Below are 16,557 nucleotides of genomic sequence, written 5' to 3' on the forward strand. Positions count from 1 at the left end.
GTGATTTTTGTTTATATCATGTCGGCCAAGGAAGCGTGGCAGAGCGGTTTAATGCACCGGTCTTGAAAACCGACGAGGGCTTATACCCCTCCGTGAGTTCGAATCTCACCGCTTCCGCCAAATTCGAAAAACCCAGTCATCTGACTGGGTTTTTTTATATCTTGATATTTTTCCCAACAACTGCTCAAGTTAAGATAAATGTTGTTGTTTCGGTATTTTGTCAAATCTGGTATTGGATTTTTTGAGCGTTAGTTCTCTTTTATAAATCAAAAAAATACTCGTTCTATTCATCTTTAAATAGACATTAAATTTTCATTTCGCTCTAGGATGAAAAACACTGCTTTGCAAGGAAATAAGAGGGGTGATCACAAGCTCTCTCTGATAAGCATGCTCAGTAAATTTCCTGCAAGGAAAAGCGATGTGCTGTGTAGTAATGATAAAAAATGATTTATAAAATCATTCTATTGATTGTCCCTATCATCATGATTAAGAGTGTTATTTCTATATCAGGTGCAATTTAGCTCAGGATGATTGGAATATTCAATTCTTTGAATAAAATATGCATTTCAGTGTTTATTTCGGCTGATTTTTAACTGAATAAACAGCTTTTGCGAAAAGTTTTACTAAATTTTATTGCCAAAAATCTGATTTATTTATATGATGGCGGCCAAGGAAGCGTGGCAGAGCGGTTTAATGCACCGGTCTTGAAAACCGACGAGGGCTTATACCCCTCCGTGAGTTCGAATCTCACCGCTTCCGCCAAATTCTAAAAACCCCAGTCGAAAGATTGGGGTTTTTTATTTCAGGGCTAATTTCTTGAAGGCTTGCATTGCCGGTTTATTTGAAAACTTGAAAAATGCACGAATCGGCTAAATATAGAGTCAGAGACCTCAACGCGTTATCATATGCCCAAGCATCATATGGATCTCATTATGAAAATTGTCGCAGATGAAAATCTGGCATTTACCGATTATTTCTTTTCCGAGTTTGCAGACATTCGTCATCATCCAGGGCGTACTTTAAGTGCAGAGGATGTTCGGGATGCAGATGCATTATTGGTTCGCTCTGTCACTCAAGTGAATGAAGCACTGCTACAGAATAGTTCGATCAAGTTTGTTGGCAGTGCTACGATTGGTACCGATCATCTGGATATTGCTGCACTGGAACAGCAGGGGATCCAATGGAGCAATGCAGCGGGCTGTAATGCACAAGCAGTAGCTGAATATGTGATTAGCGCTTTACTGCATGTACGTCCTGAACTGTTACAGGCCAATGCGACATTTACATTAGGTATAGTTGGTTTGGGTAATGTTGGAACCCGTCTGGCTTATATGGCAAAACTACTGGGTTGGCGTGTGATCGGTTGCGATCCTTTTGTACAGCAACAGCAGATTGATCAGGTCGAATTGTCGGAACTGCTTCAGCAGGCCGATGCAATCAGCATTCATGTACCTTTAACCAAAACCGGCTTACATCCGACCTATCATCTATTTAATGCGGCTGTATTGGCTCAAATGAAGCCTGATGCAATATTGATTAATTCTGCCCGTGGGCCAGTGATTGAAGAGGCCGCACTGATTCAGGATATTAAAGCAACACAACGAAGCGTGATTCTGGATGTTTTTGAACATGAGCCGGTGATTTCGGCAGAACTTCTGGATTTACTGACGTTAGTGACGCCGCATATTGCCGGTTATAGTCTGGAAGGCAAGGCACGTGGAACCCAGATGATCTATGATGCCTTTTGTCAAACATTTGGTTTTACTGCCAGTAAACAGTTTGAATCCCAGTTGCCGGTCTGTGAGCAGTTTTTCCAAGATCAGGATTTTAAAATAGCATTGCAGCAGCATTTGGCACAAATCTATGATATTGCCCGTGATGACCAGAATCTGCGAGGCTGTCTTAAAGACGGTAAAGTCGATCAGCAAGCCTTCGATCATTTACGTAAAACCTATCCGCTGCGTCGTGAATGGGCTGCACATGGTGGACCCAAAGCATGAGTATCACTTATCAGCCGACTTGTGATCTGAATGCCATGCGTGCGCGTGCCACTTTATATACACAAATCCGTCAGTTTTTTGCGGAGCGGGAAGTACTGGAAGTTGAAACCCCGATTTTATCTCAAGCCGGTGTGACTGATGTACATCTGGCCTCGGTACAGGCGCAGCGTCATGTGCTGGGCAAGTTGCATACCCATTATTTGCAGACTTCACCCGAATTTGCCATGAAGCGCTTACTGGCCAGTGGTAGTGGGCCTATTTATCAAATCTGTAAAGTTTTCCGTGATGATGAACACGGGCGAAAACACAATAGTGAATTCAGCATGCTGGAATGGTATCGTCCGGGCTTTGGTTTAAAAGATTTGATGTTTGAGGTGTCGGATCTGCTGAATGTGACGCTTAAAGCGCGTTTTGGGGAAATTCGTCCGACCATTCTCAGTTATAAACATGCTTTTATGGATCGTCTGGATCTTAATCCATTGCAAGCAACTTTGCAGGAACTGAAAGACTGCTGCCGCCGGGTAGGTTTGAGTCTGGATTTGGGTGATGATCGACTTGGCTATATCGATCTGTTATTTTCCCATATGGTTGAACCAAGTCTGGGTTTTGATACTGCAGTGTTCCTGACCGATTTTCCGCCAGAAATGGCCTCACTTGCGAAAACCCGCATTGATGAAGATGGTGAACTGATCGCTGCACGTTTTGAGCTGTATATCGAAGGGCTGGAACTCGCCAATGCCTATGATGAACTGATTGATGCCGAAGTATTGCGCTCACGCTTCGAGGCAGATAATTCAGAACGCGCCAGACTTGGGCTGCATGTAATGCCGATCGATGAATATTTACTGGCAGCTTTACCGAATATGCCGGAATGTTCCGGAATTGCTTTGGGAGTTGACCGCTTGCTTATGATTGCGACCCAGCAGATGAAACTGGAGCAGGTCGTGACTTTTCCCGCAGATATTTCTTAAGAAAGATTTAAATGCTTGCTAAGTTCTTTTGAGAAAGCAGGTGGGCAAGTTTTTATATCAGATGACTGAGCTAATAAAAAAGCACCCTCGGGTGCTTTATCTTTATTCGATGGCTACAATTTGCTGGGCTTTCAGTTCAGCCAGTGCCTGTATCCGTCGTTCAATCAGCATTTCGCCAATATCCGGGCCCTGAATATCGGCAGGCAAGTCCTGTGTCTTGATGGCACGTACAGTCTGCATGGCGTCAAGCATATATTGTGCTTGTGGATAGGCACGATCTTCCAGACCCAGACGGCCACGTGAATCACATTCACAAGCCTGTATAAAGGCTTCGACCCGTTCCGGCCGACGTAATACGTCCAGACGCTGTAATAAACGCCATAAGGTTCCCGGTTTCAGATTAAATGCCTGATGGCATTTCAGGTGTTCTTTGCACACTGCCAAAGCCAATTGCTTGGTATAGGTGGGCACTTTTAAACGGTCGCACAGTTCATTGACCGGCTTGACACCCCGTTCTTCATGCATGATGTGTCGTGGTAATTCTTCAACCGGAGTCAAAGCTTTACCCAAATCATGCACTAAAACTGCAAAACGCACATCCAGACTATAGTTTTGTCGACACGCCTGCTGCAAGGACATCATGGTATGAATGCCACAGTCAATTTCTGGATGATATTCAGGACGTTGTGGAATACCATATAAGGCATCAATTTCAGGAAATAAAACCTTTAAGGCACCACAACGACGTAGTACTTCAAAATACACATCAGCATGACGTTCGGCCAATGCACGCGAAGTTTCCTTCCAGACCCGTTCCGGGGTTAATGCATTCAATTCACCGGATGCAGTCAGTTGTTGCATCAATGCTAAGGTTTCATCAGCAATCACAAAACCTGCACCGGTATAGCGGGCCGCAAAACGCGCAATGCGCAGTACCCGTAATGGATCTTCGACAAAGGCATCGGAAACATGACGTAAAATGCGGTTTTCCAGATCTTGCTGACCACCATAAGGATCATAAATCTGGCCTGCATCATCCATGGCCATGGCATTAATGGTCAGGTCACGACGGATCAGATCCTGCTCCAGTGTCACACTAATATCGGTATGAAAGTCAAAACCATGATAACCGGTGCCGGATTTACGCTCAGTACGCGCCAGTGCGTATTCTTCTTTTGTTTGTGGATGTAGAAAAACAGGGAAATCTTTGCCTACGGGCTGATAGCCTAAGTCAAGCATTTGCGCAGGAGTTGCACCTACGACCACATAATCTTTTTCGTGATAGGGGTGTCCGAGCAAATGATCCCGAACTGCACCGCCTACTAAATAAACTTGCATGAAAAAACCTCTATTCTTACAAGCATCATGCTACAGAATAGAGGTTTTCTCAAGTTAAGAAACGAGGCTGATGCGTCGTTATCTTGTCATTGGCTTAAAGTGCATCTTGTTCTGCTTGCTGGATTTCTGCAACAGTCAGGGCAGTCATATTGATTACACGGCGCGTGGTCGCAGTCGGCGTCAAGATGTGTACCGGTTTCGCAGCACCCAGAAGAATTGGACCAATGGTCACGTTGTTGCCTGAAGTTGCCTTTAACAGGTTAAACGAGATATTGGCAGCATCCAGATTCGGCATGATCAGCAGGTTAGCAGAACCTTTGAAGCGTGAATTCGGGAATGCAAACTGACGGATGTTTTCATCCAGCGCTGCATCACCGTGCATTTCACCTTCAACTTCCAGCTCAGGCGCGATTTCAGACAGAATGTCATAGACCTTACGCATTTTTTGCGCGCTGGCATCATGCTGGTCTGAACCGAAGCTTGAGTGAGACAACAGAGCAATACGTGGAGTCATACCAAAACGGCGCACTTCTTCGGCCGCCAGAATGGTCATTTCCGCCAGCTGTTCAGCGGTTGGATTGGTGTTGACATAGGTATCTGCGATGAACAGGTTACGATCTTCAAGCATCAGCGCATTCAGGGTAAAGAAAGTGTTATGACCATCTTTCTTGCCAATAATGTTGCTGACGAAGTCCAAGTGGATGTCGTAGCTTGAATAGGTACCACACAGCATGCCGTCTGCCATGCCATGTTTCACCAGCATTGCCGCGATCAGGGTAGAGCGGCGACGTGTTTCACGCTGTGCATATTCAGGCGTAACACCCTTGCGCTGCATGATATTGTAGTAATCATCCGCGAACATTTCATAGTTCGGGTTCTTTTCCTGATCGACAATCGTGATATTCACACCATCTTCAAGACGTAAGCCCAGTTTTTTGATGTTGGCTTCAATCACGGCAGGACGACCGACCAGAATAGGAATCGCTAAACCGTCATCAACCGCAATTTGTACTGCACGAAGTACACGTAGATCTTCACCTTCCGCATAGGCAATACGTTTAGGATTCGATTTCGCCTGTTCAAAGATCGGCTTCATGACGAATGCCGAGTTATATACAAACTCAGACAAACGTTGACGATAGTGCGAGAAATCCTTGATTGGACGTGTTGCTACACCAGAATCCATGGCGGCTTGTGCTACTGCAGGTGCAATTTCCAGAATCAGGCGCTGATCCAGTGGGCCTGGAATCAGGTATTCACGGCCAAATGATGCAGATTTTTCGCCATAGGTTGCAGCATCCGCTTCAACATGTGCCATACGTGCAATCGCATGAACACAGGCAATTTTCATTTCTTCGTTAATGGTGATTGCACCAACGTCCAGCGCACCACGGAAGATGTACGGGAAACAAAGTGCGTTATTGACCTGGTTTGGATAGTCAGAACGACCAGTTGCCATGATGACATCATCACGAACTTCGTGTGCATGTTCTGGCAGAATTTCTGGATCCGGGTTCGCCAAGGCAAAGATGATAGGATCTTTTGCCATCACCTTCACCATTTCTTTGGTCAGTATGCCCGCAGCAGAAAGGCCGAGGAACATGTCTGCACCAGCAATCACATCACCAAGCTGAGTGGCTTCAATGTCCTGTACATAAGCTTTCTTCGACTCATCCAGACCCTCACGGTGCGTCGTCAGCAGACCACGTGAATCGGCAACGATGATGTTCTCTTTTTTCGCGCCAAGGGCACAAAGCAGATTTAAACAAGATAAGGCTGCAGCACCCGCGCCTGAAGCGACAATCTTGATGTCTTCAATTTTTTTGCCGTTGATTTGCAGTGCGTTAAGTAAAGCAGAACCGACAATAATCGAAGTACCGTGCTGATCATCATGGAACACTGGAATGTTCATGCGTTCACGCAATTTTTGCTCAATATAGAAACATTCTGGCGCCTTGATATCTTCAAGGTTGATCCCGCCAAAAGTCGGTTCTAATGATGCGATAATATCAACAATTTTGTCCGGGTCATTTTCAGCAATTTCAATGTCAAAGACATCTACGCCAGCGAATTTTTTGAATAATACGCCTTTACCTTCCATGACGGGTTTAGAAGCCAGAGGACCAATATTACCCAGGCCCAACACCGCAGTACCGTTGGTCACTACAGCGACCAGGTTGCCACGTGCAGTATACAGTGCAGCAGTTGAAGGATCGCGTTCAATCTCAAGACATGGTGCAGCTACGCCAGGCGAGTAAGCAAGGGCTAAGTCACGTTGGTTGACCAATTGTTTGCTTGGTGTAACGCTGATTTTTCCCGGGGTAGGAAATTCGTGATAGTAAAGGGCCTGTTGCTTTAAAGATTGTTCGTCCATCAGTCTCTCGATCGTTGTAAAGATTACCCGGTCAGCGGGTAAAAAATTTATTTATGTCCCTGAATATACCATTTGTTAGCCTGTTCGCACAGCCAATGGCGGCCGTTTTTCCAACAATCTTGCGGAAGCATGTATAAACTTAGACTTGATAGATATAAGAGTCCTTAATCATATTTTGCTTCAAATAAGTGGTCGCTTCCTGTTCGGGCAGCGGTTTGGAGAAAAGATATCCTTGAGCGATATCACAGTCTAAATCACGCAGATATTCTAACTGTTCGATGGTCTCGATACCTTCTGCCACCACGGTCATCCCCATGGCTTTACCCATCGCCACCATGGCACTGACTATGGCTTCCTGCTTGTTCTCTCCAATCTTGGAAACGAAACTACGGTCAATTTTTAAGGTATCAATCGGAAAATCAGCAAGATAGGACAAAGATGAGTAGCCTGTCCCAAAATCATCCAGGGCGATATGAATCTGTCGCTGTTTAATTTCGTTCAGCAGGTTTTTGACGGTTTCTGAATTTTCAATTAAAGACGATTCGGTAATTTCCAGTTCCAGACTGGCACCTGAAATCTGGTTATCGGCAATGGCCTGATCCAGATCGTCAAGTAATTGGCCGCGCCGCAATTGTTGCGCCACGATGTTGACTGATACACAAATATGATTAAAACCGAGATCATTCCATTGGCGAATCTGTTTGGCAGTTTGCTGTATCACCAGACGGCCAATGTCTGAAATCAGGCTGGTCTGTTCGGCTAAAGGAATAAACAGGCCGGGTGGAATAATGCCTTTTTCTGGATGATTCCAGCGAATCAATGCTTCAAAGCCATAAATGCTCTGATCGCTGAAATTGATTTTTGGCTGATAATAGACAATCAGTTCATTGTTCTGAATGGCTTTACGCAGATCCCGTTCCAGGAAAATTCCCTGTTCCTGTAAACCCTCATTCTGACTGGAATAAAAATGAATGTTATTGCCACCCAGATTTTTGGCTTCATTCAGCGCCTGTTCGGCGCAGTTATTTAAATAATCGAGTTGTCGGCCATGATCCGGATAAAATGCCACTCCCATAGAAAGAGTAATTACATAATCCTGACCATAAATATTAAATGGCGCGCTAAAGGCCTGGGCAATGCGTTCACAGTGATGCTGCACCGAAGGGCGAATGTGTGAAATCTCGTAGATAATTGCAAAATCATCCCCATTCAGGTGTGCTACAAACAGGGCTTCTGCATTGGTCATACGTAGGCGCTGCGCCACCTGACGTAAAAGTTCATCACCGCCATTATTGGACAGATATTCATTTAACGGCCGGAAGCGATCGATGTTCAGCCGGATCACTGCCATCTGCTGGATAGAGTCTTTTTGCGAGACCAGATACTGATGCAGCTGATAGTTATAATAAAAGCGGTTCGGCAAATCGGTCAGGGTGTCATAATTTTCCAGATAAGACAGGCGCTGTTCCTGTAATTTACGTTCGGTCAGATCTGAGACAATTCCGACATAATGGGTAATCCGGCCTTCATCATCGGTGACAGCATTGATATGCAGCCATAAAGTGGATTGCTTGCCGGACAGAAACTTTGCCTGCACTTCTCCATCGTAGGAGCCAATCTTTTGCAACTGTTTGATAATGCTGGCATGGCTGGTGCGTTGTTCGGCCTTATTTTGCGCGGCAATATCAAATAAAAACTTACCGATAATCTGCTCTCGATCATAGCCGCTCAGGTATTCATAGTGCGGATTGACATCAATATAACGTAGCTCGGAGTTGAGGATGAAAATCCCTTCTGCTGCCTGCTCCAGCACACTGGCGACCAGTTTCAAACGTTCCTGAGAAATGCGTTCCTGCTGAATATCCCGACGAATGCCCACCATACGTAACGGCTTATTATTTTTGGGATCACGCTGAATCACACGGCCAATATCATGCACCCAGCTCCAGCTGCCATCACTGAGCTGGATCCGGTAGGTGACATCATAACGTTCAATCCGGCCACGTAGATGCTGCTTCATGTTGCTTTTAAAATAGTTCAGGTCATCCGGATGAATCAGATACTCTAATTGCAGATGATGGTCTTTAGAATCACGCAGAATTTTTTCATCTTTATGATTGGTCAGGGTAATTGTACGATCCTGGATATTCCAGTCCCATGGCCGAATGCCGGCAATTTCATGGGCAAGTTGCAGATTTTGTTGCTGATTTTTTAAATGATGATTAATCTGTTCAATATCATAAGTACGTTCCCGGACTTTCTGTTCCAGCAGTTGATTGTTGAGCTGTAACTGTAATTCGATATCCTTGGATTTATTGACTTCAGTTTGCAGTTGCTGACACAGTTCATCGCTCCAGAGTACTTGCTGTTCGGCATTTTGAACCAACAGATTATTTTCTGCATACAGGCGCGATGTCCGGCGATGAATGCGATAACTACTGTTGGCACACAGCAGGATCACTATGAGTGCAAAGTTTAAGGCCAGACTGAAAAAGGGATTGGAATGACCGACATGATAAAGCTGCGACAATAAAAAAGGGAATAAGGACGGCAAAAAGACCAGACAAAAATAGCTCAGTTTCTGGGTCAGGTAGGTCAGGCCAAAGGCTTGAGTTACAATCAGCAGCAGGGCCGACAAGGTCAGCGCTTCAATATCTTCAAATGCCGGATTGGCCTGTGGTAAATAGTAATAAATCGTATAGATACCGGCCGCGATACAGCTTCCTACTGCAAGACTCTGCATCTGTAACCAGCGATGTGCACTTTTCAGGTCATATTGTTCAGGCTGGAAATAAAGGGTACTCACCAGCCAGCACATGCTGACCAGAAGTTCAGTCAAAATAAACCAGGTATTAAAATAAGTATTCGAGGGGCTATAGTAAAGATGATAAATACAGAAAATATAAAGGCAGATCACCATTATACTGATTAAAAAATAGCGACTATGACGAAGCGTGTTCGCAATCTGAGCATGATGTAAATGCTGCTGGATGTAGTCCTCTTGATGATCAACCATGTAATTCAATGCCTTGTATTCATCCTAAACGGGGGTGTCCCTTGTGCATTGTTGTTATAAAGCCCCAGGAAATGTGTGAAATCAATTAATAAATACTTATTATTCTCTGGTCCAGATTAGATCTCTTGTAAATAAAAATCAACAAAATTAAAGACAAATTTTTACTGATCTGATGAACTAGAGGGCATAGTTCAAAATTGAAAGGGCAACCACGGGGGCTGTTTCGGTACGCAGTACGCGCTCACCAATACACCAGTTTAGAAAACCTTTTGCATTTGCCGCAGTAATTTCAGCCTCACTCAAACCACCTTCGGGACCAATTAGCAGCGCAAGATCCAGGCTTGCATGCGCCAGTACATCTGTTTCATCTTTATTGGGTGCTAAAACCAGTTTGGTCTTCGGCAGCTCGGTTTCCAGCCATTTTTCAAGTGATACTGGTGCTAAAATCTTGGGTATAATATTCAGCCCGCATTGTTCACAAGCGGCAATAGCAATTCCTTGCCAGTGATCCAGTTTTTTCTGGTCACGATCATACTTCAAACGCATTTCACAACGGTCAGACGTCAGTAGCTGAATTTCGGAAACACCCAGTTCTACGGCTTTTTGAATCGCATAATCCATGCGGTCGCTTTTACTCATCACTTGCCCCAGTAAAGTCTTAAACTTGGGAGTGCGATTGGCGGGATTGAATGCATTCACCGAGACTGTGGCTGACTTTTTAGCCACTTCAGTGAGGGTCACGTCATATTCACCGCCCTGTCCATTGAACAGGGTGGCACTTTCACCGACTTGTGCGCGTAAAACCTTTACCCAATGATGAAATACGGTTTCCGTAAGCTCAAGGCTGACATCAACAGTTAAATCAGCATCTATATAAAAACGTGGCATTGACAGTTCTACTCAAAAAAAATCGGTGAAATAAAGGACTTAAGCTAAACCAAGATCATTGACCAGCTGACGGGTAGGGTCAGTGGTGTTCATGGTGTAGAAGTGCAAGCTTGGTGCGCCACCGGCAAGCAGGCGCTCACAGAATTTCACCACGACTTCATGGCCAAAGGCTTTGATGCTGGCAGTATCATCACCATAGGTAGCCAGTTGCTTGCGAATCCAGCGTGGAATCTCAGCACCAGTACCATCAGCAAAACGAATCAGGTTGCTGGCGTTGGTGATAGGCATGATACCCGGTGCCACAGGAATATCGATTCCTGCTTTCTGGATGCGATCTACAAAATAAAAGTAAGCATCTGGATTGAAGAAAAACTGGGTGAGAGCGGCATTGGCGCCAGCCTGAACTTTCTCAACAAAGTGCTGGATATCTTTATCGAAGCTTTCTGCTTGAGGATGCATTTCCGGATAGGCTGCAACTTCAATCTTGAAATGATCGCCTGAATACTCACGGATAAAGCGAACCAGATCGGCAGCATAAGGCAATTCACCTAGACCGACCTGACCTGAAGGCAAGTCACCACGCAGCGCAACAATACGATCAATCCCTTGAGATTTGTACAAATCTAAGAGTTCAGCAATACGTGCTTTGTCATCGCCAATACATGACAGGTGAGGGGCAACAGGTGCGCCTTTGCCATTGAAGTCATTGATGGTAGACAGGGTGCGTTCACGGGTTGAACCACCAGCACCATAGGTTACAGAAAAGAATTCTGGATTTAAGAGTTGTAACTCTTGATGCACAACTTTGAGTTTTTCCGCACCTACATCAGTTTTGGTCGGGAAGAATTCAAATGAAATTGGAATTTGCTTAGACATGTTGAAATCCTTTTTTATAAGTACTTTTTATTCACCCTCTCCCTGACCTCTCCCAAAGGGAGAGGAGTATTCATTACTGAATAGCACAGGGGTTTTGAATCAAATTATTTACATGTCATAAATAAAATCTGAGATGTAAATGACTTGAGAGTTTCACCCTCTCCCTATGGGAGAGGGATGGGGTGAGGGCTAATTAGTATTTATAAGCTTCAGCTTTAAACGGACCTTCAACAGCAACGCCTAAGTAATCTGCTTGTTCTTGAGTCAATTGAGTCAAGACACCACCGAAACCTGCAACCATCGCAGCAGCAACTTCTTCGTCTAATTTCTTAGGAATAAGTTCTACACGGATTTTCGCAGCTTTTTCAGCTTCAGGAAGATCAGCAAATTTTTCAGCGAACAAGTGCATTTGACCCAATACCTGGTTGGCAAATGAACCATCCATGATACGTGACGGGTGACCAGTCGCATTACCAAGATTCACCAAACGACCTTCAGATAAAAGGATGAGGTAATCGTTTTCATTTTCTGAACGGTATACTTGGTGTACTTGTGGCTTCACTTCAACCCACTTGTAACCACGTAAGTAGTTGGTGTCGATTTCAGTATCAAAGTGACCGATGTTACATACCACAGCGCCAGCTTTTAGTGAATCAAGCATTGCTGCATCACAAACGTGGTAGTTACCAGTTGTTGTTACGATGAGGTCAGTATTTTGAAGAAGATCAAGATTTACATCTTCTTTCTTACCTGTTTGCACGCCATTTTTGTATGGAGATACAACTTCATAACCATCCATACATGCTTGCATCGCACAGATTGGATCGACTTCAGTAACACGTACAATCATGCCTTCTTGACGAAGTGATTGAGCAGAACCTTTACCCACGTCACCATAACCGATCACAAGCGCACGACGGCCAGATAAAAGCATATCTGTACCACGTTTGATTGCATCGTTGAGTGAGTGACGGCAACCGTATTTGTTGTCGTTTTTAGATTTAGTAACAGAATCGTTTACGTTGATTGCTGGAACTTTCAACGTGCCATCACGAAGCATTTCGTAAAGACGTTGAACACCTGTTGTGGTTTCTTCAGTTACACCGTGGATTTTTGCAATCACTTCTGGGTATTTTTCATGAACAAGAAGTGTTAAATCACCACCATCGTCCAGAATCATGTTGGCATCCCAAGGTGTGCCATTAACATTGATTTGTTGTTCTAGACACCACATGTATTCTTCTTCAGTTTCGCCTTTCCAAGCAAATACAGGAATACCCGCAGCAGCGATTGCAGCAGCAGCGTGATCTTGAGTAGAGAAGATGTTACAAGATGTCCAGCGAACTTCTGCGCCTAATTCAACTAAAGTTTCAATTAAAACAGCAGTTTGGATTGTCATATGGATACAACCCAAGATTTTAGCACCAGCAAGTGGTTTAGCTGCAGCATAACGCTTACGCAGACCCATCAGGGCTGGCATTTCAGCTTCTGCAAGTTTGATTTCTTTACGGCCGTAATCAGCAAGTGAAATATCAGCAACTTTGTAATCTGTAAATGAAGCAGTAACCGCGTTCATCAGGATCTCCTAGGAAAAAATAGATTGGATCGTTCTGTTCGCGGATGCCGTTGTTGATCAGAACGAATGTCTGACCGATGGTCGAGCCTAGCGATTTTACATTTAGTACCTGTAAAACGTCGCAGCATCCCTCGACTAGCGCAGTATTGTACTTGGATTTAAAGTGATAGCCAAGTTATATAAAATCCGATACAAATACATTGACTTAAAAATATACTAAGGAAGAACAATGGATGACTTAGAAGAAATTACAGAATCTATCGATGTGCTGATTCAAGATAAACCAATGGATTTCCTTGGGCACCATGAGATGAAAACTGGGTGTAAATTATTGATCATAGATTTACTTATAAATTTTAATAGGTTGGAGGTCCATCTCAAGAGACTCGTAACATATGTAGAAATACCTACATATAAGGATGAAGTGAGAACCTTACCTTTATCACAGCTTATAAATCTGAAAGAGTTACATAAGCATTTGAATGGTGAAATAATTTACTTATTGGGGAAAGTTGAGCAGAACTTATTTGTTAGAAATTTAATTGCTCATTCAATTCCTACTCTAATAAAAGATAAGTACATCGTTTTCTTGTCTCATGACATTAGTGAATTAAAAAAAATACGTGCTAATGCGCAGAGAGAGGATTATAAATATGCAGAAGCAGAGAGAACGAAAGCTTTATTAAAATCAAAAGAAAAGATAGCTCATAGTAATTATAGTGTTATGAGGTTTAACGATTTAATTGTATTGAATGAGCTTTTAGATCATTTGATAAGGGAAATAGAATTTATTGTGAATCATATATGAGAATAAAAAGCCCATCATCTGACGGGCTTTTTTTACTTATTTAGCTTCAGCAGCATCTGCTTTTTGAGTCCAGAACTCAGCCTGTTCTTCATTGCCATCTACGCCTAAACCATTGGCATAAATAAATGCAAGATCACGCATCGCTTGAACTTCGCCCCATTCCGCAGCCTGTTTAACCAAAGCAATCGATTTTTCGACGTCCTTTTCAATCACATCACCGCGACGGTAAAAACCTGCCAGCTCTAAAGTCGCAGCAGGGTGCTTCTCGATATTGGCCTTACTTAACCAGTAATAGGCTAACTCAAAGTGAGCTTTAGACTCTTCAGGATCTTCTTCTGCCAGTTCTTTGGCATAAACGGTATAACCTTCACCTAACCAGTACATTGCATCAACCAGCCCGCCGTTGGCAGCTTTCAATGCCCATTCTTCAGCCAGAATGATGTCATCATCATGCTCGCTTTGCATATACAGTTCAGCCAATTCAAATTGCGCTTTAGCATTGCCTGCTAAGGCAAGATTGGTCAGGGCAGCAGAGGGAGAAACACGCTGGGTCATATCAACATCTCAAAAATATTATGCGTAGACTAATGCTTTAAACTAAAAAAGCCAATCCGAAGATCAGCTTTTCAAATGAGGATATATAAATTAGAACTTTAGATTAAACAAATGATGCCTGAAATGACGGCAATCACCGCACAGATTGATACAATCATTTTAATTTCACTTTCCAGATAACTCAGGCTTAAAGCTACGACCAAGGCCGCAAAAGTCAAACTGCCGAGCCAATAACTGATCATGTTGCTGATCGTTCCAGCGAACAGGCACAGCATGAGTGCCAGAATCAATATTACCCAGCCAAGAATGCTGGCCAGTCTGGTTTTGGACGTATCTAATTCTTGAGCAAAGATCTGTTTTTGATGTTTGGCCATGGACGCGGCAAGTGCAAACAAACCGAAAGACGTCAAAGCCCAAATCAATAAGAAGAACATCATGCCTGATCCTCCTTGAGCATTGCTTTGGGTTTTTTTGGTGGCAAACCTTTATGATTTTTCACTTTCTTGAATGCAAACCAGAACAGGATTGCAAGCACCCACATCGCCAGATCAAAAGAAGCAATCATCCATTGAGCATTCAGGACGGTATTCCAGATCGCCTGACCCCCAGTCAGGAAATTAATGATTGGCAACAATGCGAATGCCGCAGTTGCAAGCACGAGTAGCTCTAGCCAGGCTTGTCGATTGCTACGAATCATGGCGTAAACTAAGGTCAGCAACCACACAATAAAAAAGCTACGAATCTCCAAGTTCAGTCGCATGTCCATATCTGCCGGAATAAAACGGTTGGCATAAAAATAGGCGGCACAGGCAATCGGTAAACCAATAATGGCAGCGATATTGGTGACTTCTACAAGACGATAACCAAAGGATTTATAACCTTGCTTTTGTTGTTGCGGTGCACGTTTGACACACCATAGAATTAGACCAGTCGCAATCATCAGTGTACCGACTACACCTGACATAAACAGTAACCAGCGTAGCACCAAGTCCACGCCACGTGCTTCATGCAATGTGGTAAATACATTATAAATACCGTTTGCAACCGAAGGCGTTTTCAATGCGGTTTGATCCGGCTTTAATTCACCTGTCACACCATTGAACGCCAGACTCGGATAAACATTACGATAGGCTAGGCTAACCCCATTTGAGGCACGAAGTTCAATTTCGGCTTTGGCGGTATTTGGCTGGATAACAGTTATCGTGCCCACCGGGTTATTTTTCCATTCTTTCTCGGCTATTGCCAATATCGGAGCCAGATCGGTTAACGGTGCAGGAGGTGCAGCTGGCATTGCATCATGAGAGCGGCGACCTTCACTGCGTGCAGACATTGCGCTGCGCTCAGCACGATTTCGTTCTTCGCCCCGCGGTTGGCGCTGTTCGCCGTCACGGGATTCAGTCTGAATACTATTCTCCTGAATCAGGCTCTTACGCTGATCTTGCAGAAATGCTCCACGATTCTCATAAATCTGGTTCACGCCCCAAGGCATTAATGTGAAGAGCAATAATAACAATCCACTGAATGTGATCATGATGTGAAAGGGCAGGGCAAATACTGCAGTGGCATTATGAGCATCCAGCCAGGAGCGCTGACCTTTACCTGGACGAAAGGTGAAAAAGTCCTTGAAGATTTTCTTATGGGTAATCACGCCACTGATAATCGCTACCAACATCAGCAGGGTTGCAATACCGACAATCCAGCGCGCCCAGATCCGGGGCAGGCCGTACAGTTCAAAATGGAAGCGGTATAAGAATGAACCGCCGCGGGTTTCACGAGCTTGCAAAACTTCCCCCGTTGCACTGTCAATGGTTACGCGAGTACCGCCACGACGTGCACGCGGATCTTCGCCGGCACCGCGAATATTGAGTGTTGTGGTATTTTGGCGCGAGTTAGGAAGCTGGATTGCCCAGCTGCCTGCATCCGGATGATGCTGTTGCAGATAAGCCAATGCGACACGGGTTTGTTCAATCTGGGTTTTTTGTGGGATTGACTGATGCAACTCTGGTTTCATCCAGATGCTGATTTCATTCTGGAAAAAACTTAAGGTTCCAGTCAGGAAAATTGCATATAAAAGCCAGCCTAAAATCAGGCTGGCCCAGGTATGTAACCAGGACATTGACTGGCGTGGCCCTTCCTGTTTTGCATCTACTCTCAT

At 44.2% G+C, this 16,557-nt stretch carries 12 protein-coding genes and 2 tRNA genes; 5 read left to right on the plus strand and 9 right to left on the minus strand.

All coding sequences use genetic code 11. The features are described 5' to 3' along the window. Nucleotides 1–29 precede the first annotated feature (29 nt). From AC3IT7_RS04035 to epmA, 4 genes are all read left to right on the plus strand, one after another. Nucleotides 30–120: transfer RNA gene (locus AC3IT7_RS04035), tRNA-Ser, on the plus strand. 551 nt (nt 121–671) lie between these two features. Then, nucleotides 672–762 (plus strand) — tRNA-Ser (locus tag AC3IT7_RS04040). Between the two features lie 170 nt (nt 763–932). Further along, on the plus strand, nt 933–2,000 hold the full coding sequence (locus AC3IT7_RS04045; protein ID WP_475654728.1) for a 4-phosphoerythronate dehydrogenase: 1,068 nt from the start codon (nt 933–935) through the stop codon (nt 1,998–2,000). Beyond that, a complete protein-coding gene (epmA, locus tag AC3IT7_RS04050) occupies nt 1,997–2,971 on the plus strand; it encodes an EF-P lysine aminoacylase EpmA (RefSeq protein ID WP_489249478.1) in 975 nt (324 codons plus the stop codon). Before AC3IT7_RS04045 ends, epmA begins: the two co-directional genes overlap by 4 nt. Nucleotides 2,972–3,073: 102 nt before the next feature. Here the strand turns inward: epmA and AC3IT7_RS04055 are convergent, their stop codons facing one another. The 6 genes from AC3IT7_RS04055 to ahcY all read right to left on the minus strand — a co-directional run bounded on the left by AC3IT7_RS04055 (nt 3,074) and on the right by ahcY (nt 13,039). Beyond that, nucleotides 3,074–4,309, minus strand: a complete 1,236-nt coding sequence (locus AC3IT7_RS04055) for a multifunctional CCA addition/repair protein (RefSeq protein WP_489249479.1) — start codon at nt 4,307–4,309, stop codon at nt 3,074–3,076. A 94-nt stretch (nt 4,310–4,403) separates the two neighbouring features. After that, complete coding sequence (locus AC3IT7_RS04060) at nt 4,404–6,683, minus strand: NADP-dependent malic enzyme (RefSeq protein WP_475654731.1); 2,280 nt, start codon at nt 6,681–6,683, stop codon at nt 4,404–4,406. Nucleotides 6,684–6,822: 139 nt separating this feature from the next. Beyond that, complete coding sequence (locus AC3IT7_RS04065) at nt 6,823–9,699, minus strand: putative bifunctional diguanylate cyclase/phosphodiesterase (RefSeq protein WP_489249480.1); 2,877 nt, start codon at nt 9,697–9,699, stop codon at nt 6,823–6,825. Between the two features lie 177 nt (nt 9,700–9,876). Beyond that, nucleotides 9,877–10,587: a 16S rRNA (uracil(1498)-N(3))-methyltransferase gene (locus tag AC3IT7_RS04070; protein ID WP_489249481.1), complete on the minus strand. Its 711-nt coding sequence runs from the start codon at nt 10,585–10,587 to the stop codon at nt 9,877–9,879. A 39-nt stretch (nt 10,588–10,626) separates the two neighbouring features. Continuing rightward, nucleotides 10,627–11,463 carry a methylenetetrahydrofolate reductase [NAD(P)H] gene (metF, locus tag AC3IT7_RS04075; RefSeq protein WP_489249482.1) on the minus strand — a complete coding sequence of 279 codons (837 nt, stop codon included), beginning with the start codon at nt 11,461–11,463 and terminating at the stop codon, nt 10,627–10,629. Between the two features lie 193 nt (nt 11,464–11,656). Then, nucleotides 11,657–13,039: an adenosylhomocysteinase gene (gene ahcY, locus AC3IT7_RS04080; protein WP_489249483.1), complete on the minus strand. Its 1,383-nt coding sequence runs from the start codon at nt 13,037–13,039 to the stop codon at nt 11,657–11,659. A gap of 229 nt (nt 13,040–13,268) precedes the next feature. Between ahcY and AC3IT7_RS04085 the strand changes: the two genes are divergently transcribed. Next, nucleotides 13,269–13,847 (plus strand): hypothetical protein, encoded by a 579-nt coding sequence (locus AC3IT7_RS04085; protein ID WP_489249484.1) that lies wholly within the window; start codon nt 13,269–13,271, stop codon nt 13,845–13,847. 36 nt (nt 13,848–13,883) lie between these two features. On the opposite strand, the gene AC3IT7_RS04090 is transcribed toward AC3IT7_RS04085, so the two are convergent. From AC3IT7_RS04090 to AC3IT7_RS04100, 3 genes are all read right to left on the minus strand, one after another. Next, nucleotides 13,884–14,402 carry a tetratricopeptide repeat protein gene (locus AC3IT7_RS04090; RefSeq protein ID WP_443612603.1) on the minus strand — a complete coding sequence of 173 codons (519 nt, stop codon included), beginning with the start codon at nt 14,400–14,402 and terminating at the stop codon, nt 13,884–13,886. 98 nt (nt 14,403–14,500) lie between these two features. Further along, a complete protein-coding gene (locus AC3IT7_RS04095) occupies nt 14,501–14,839 on the minus strand; it encodes a DUF3325 domain-containing protein (RefSeq protein ID WP_489249485.1) in 339 nt (112 codons plus the stop codon). Then, the gene (locus AC3IT7_RS04100) at nt 14,836–16,557 is read right to left on the minus strand and encodes a PepSY-associated TM helix domain-containing protein (protein ID WP_489249486.1); all 1,722 of its coding nucleotides are present in this window, start codon (nt 16,555–16,557) and stop codon (nt 14,836–14,838) included. The genes AC3IT7_RS04095 and AC3IT7_RS04100 overlap by 4 nt, the downstream gene beginning before the upstream one ends.

The organism is Acinetobacter sp. KH_038 (assembly GCF_057839405.1).

Coding starts and splice junctions, on each gene's coding strand:
- AC3IT7_RS04045 (WP_475654728.1), top strand. CDS start 933: ATGAAAATTGTCGCAGATGAAAATCTGGCATTTACCGATTATTTCTTT.
- epmA (WP_489249478.1), top strand. CDS start 1,997: ATGAGTATCACTTATCAGCCGACTTGTGATCTGAATGCCATGCGTGCG.
- AC3IT7_RS04055 (WP_489249479.1), bottom strand. CDS start 4,309: ATGCAAGTTTATTTAGTAGGCGGTGCAGTTCGGGATCATTTGCTCGGA.
- AC3IT7_RS04060 (WP_475654731.1), bottom strand. CDS start 6,683: ATGGACGAACAATCTTTAAAGCAACAGGCCCTTTACTATCACGAATTT.
- AC3IT7_RS04065 (WP_489249480.1), bottom strand. CDS start 9,699: ATGGTTGATCATCAAGAGGACTACATCCAGCAGCATTTACATCATGCT.
- AC3IT7_RS04070 (WP_489249481.1), bottom strand. CDS start 10,587: ATGCCACGTTTTTATATAGATGCTGATTTAACTGTTGATGTCAGCCTT.
- metF (WP_489249482.1), bottom strand. CDS start 11,463: ATGTCTAAGCAAATTCCAATTTCATTTGAATTCTTCCCGACCAAAACT.
- ahcY (WP_489249483.1), bottom strand. CDS start 13,039: ATGAACGCGGTTACTGCTTCATTTACAGATTACAAAGTTGCTGATATT.
- AC3IT7_RS04085 (WP_489249484.1), top strand. CDS start 13,269: ATGGATGACTTAGAAGAAATTACAGAATCTATCGATGTGCTGATTCAA.
- AC3IT7_RS04090 (WP_443612603.1), bottom strand. CDS start 14,402: ATGACCCAGCGTGTTTCTCCCTCTGCTGCCCTGACCAATCTTGCCTTA.
- AC3IT7_RS04095 (WP_489249485.1), bottom strand. CDS start 14,839: ATGATGTTCTTCTTATTGATTTGGGCTTTGACGTCTTTCGGTTTGTTT.
- AC3IT7_RS04100 (WP_489249486.1), bottom strand. CDS start 16,557: ATGAGAGTAGATGCAAAACAGGAAGGGCCACGCCAGTCAATGTCCTGG.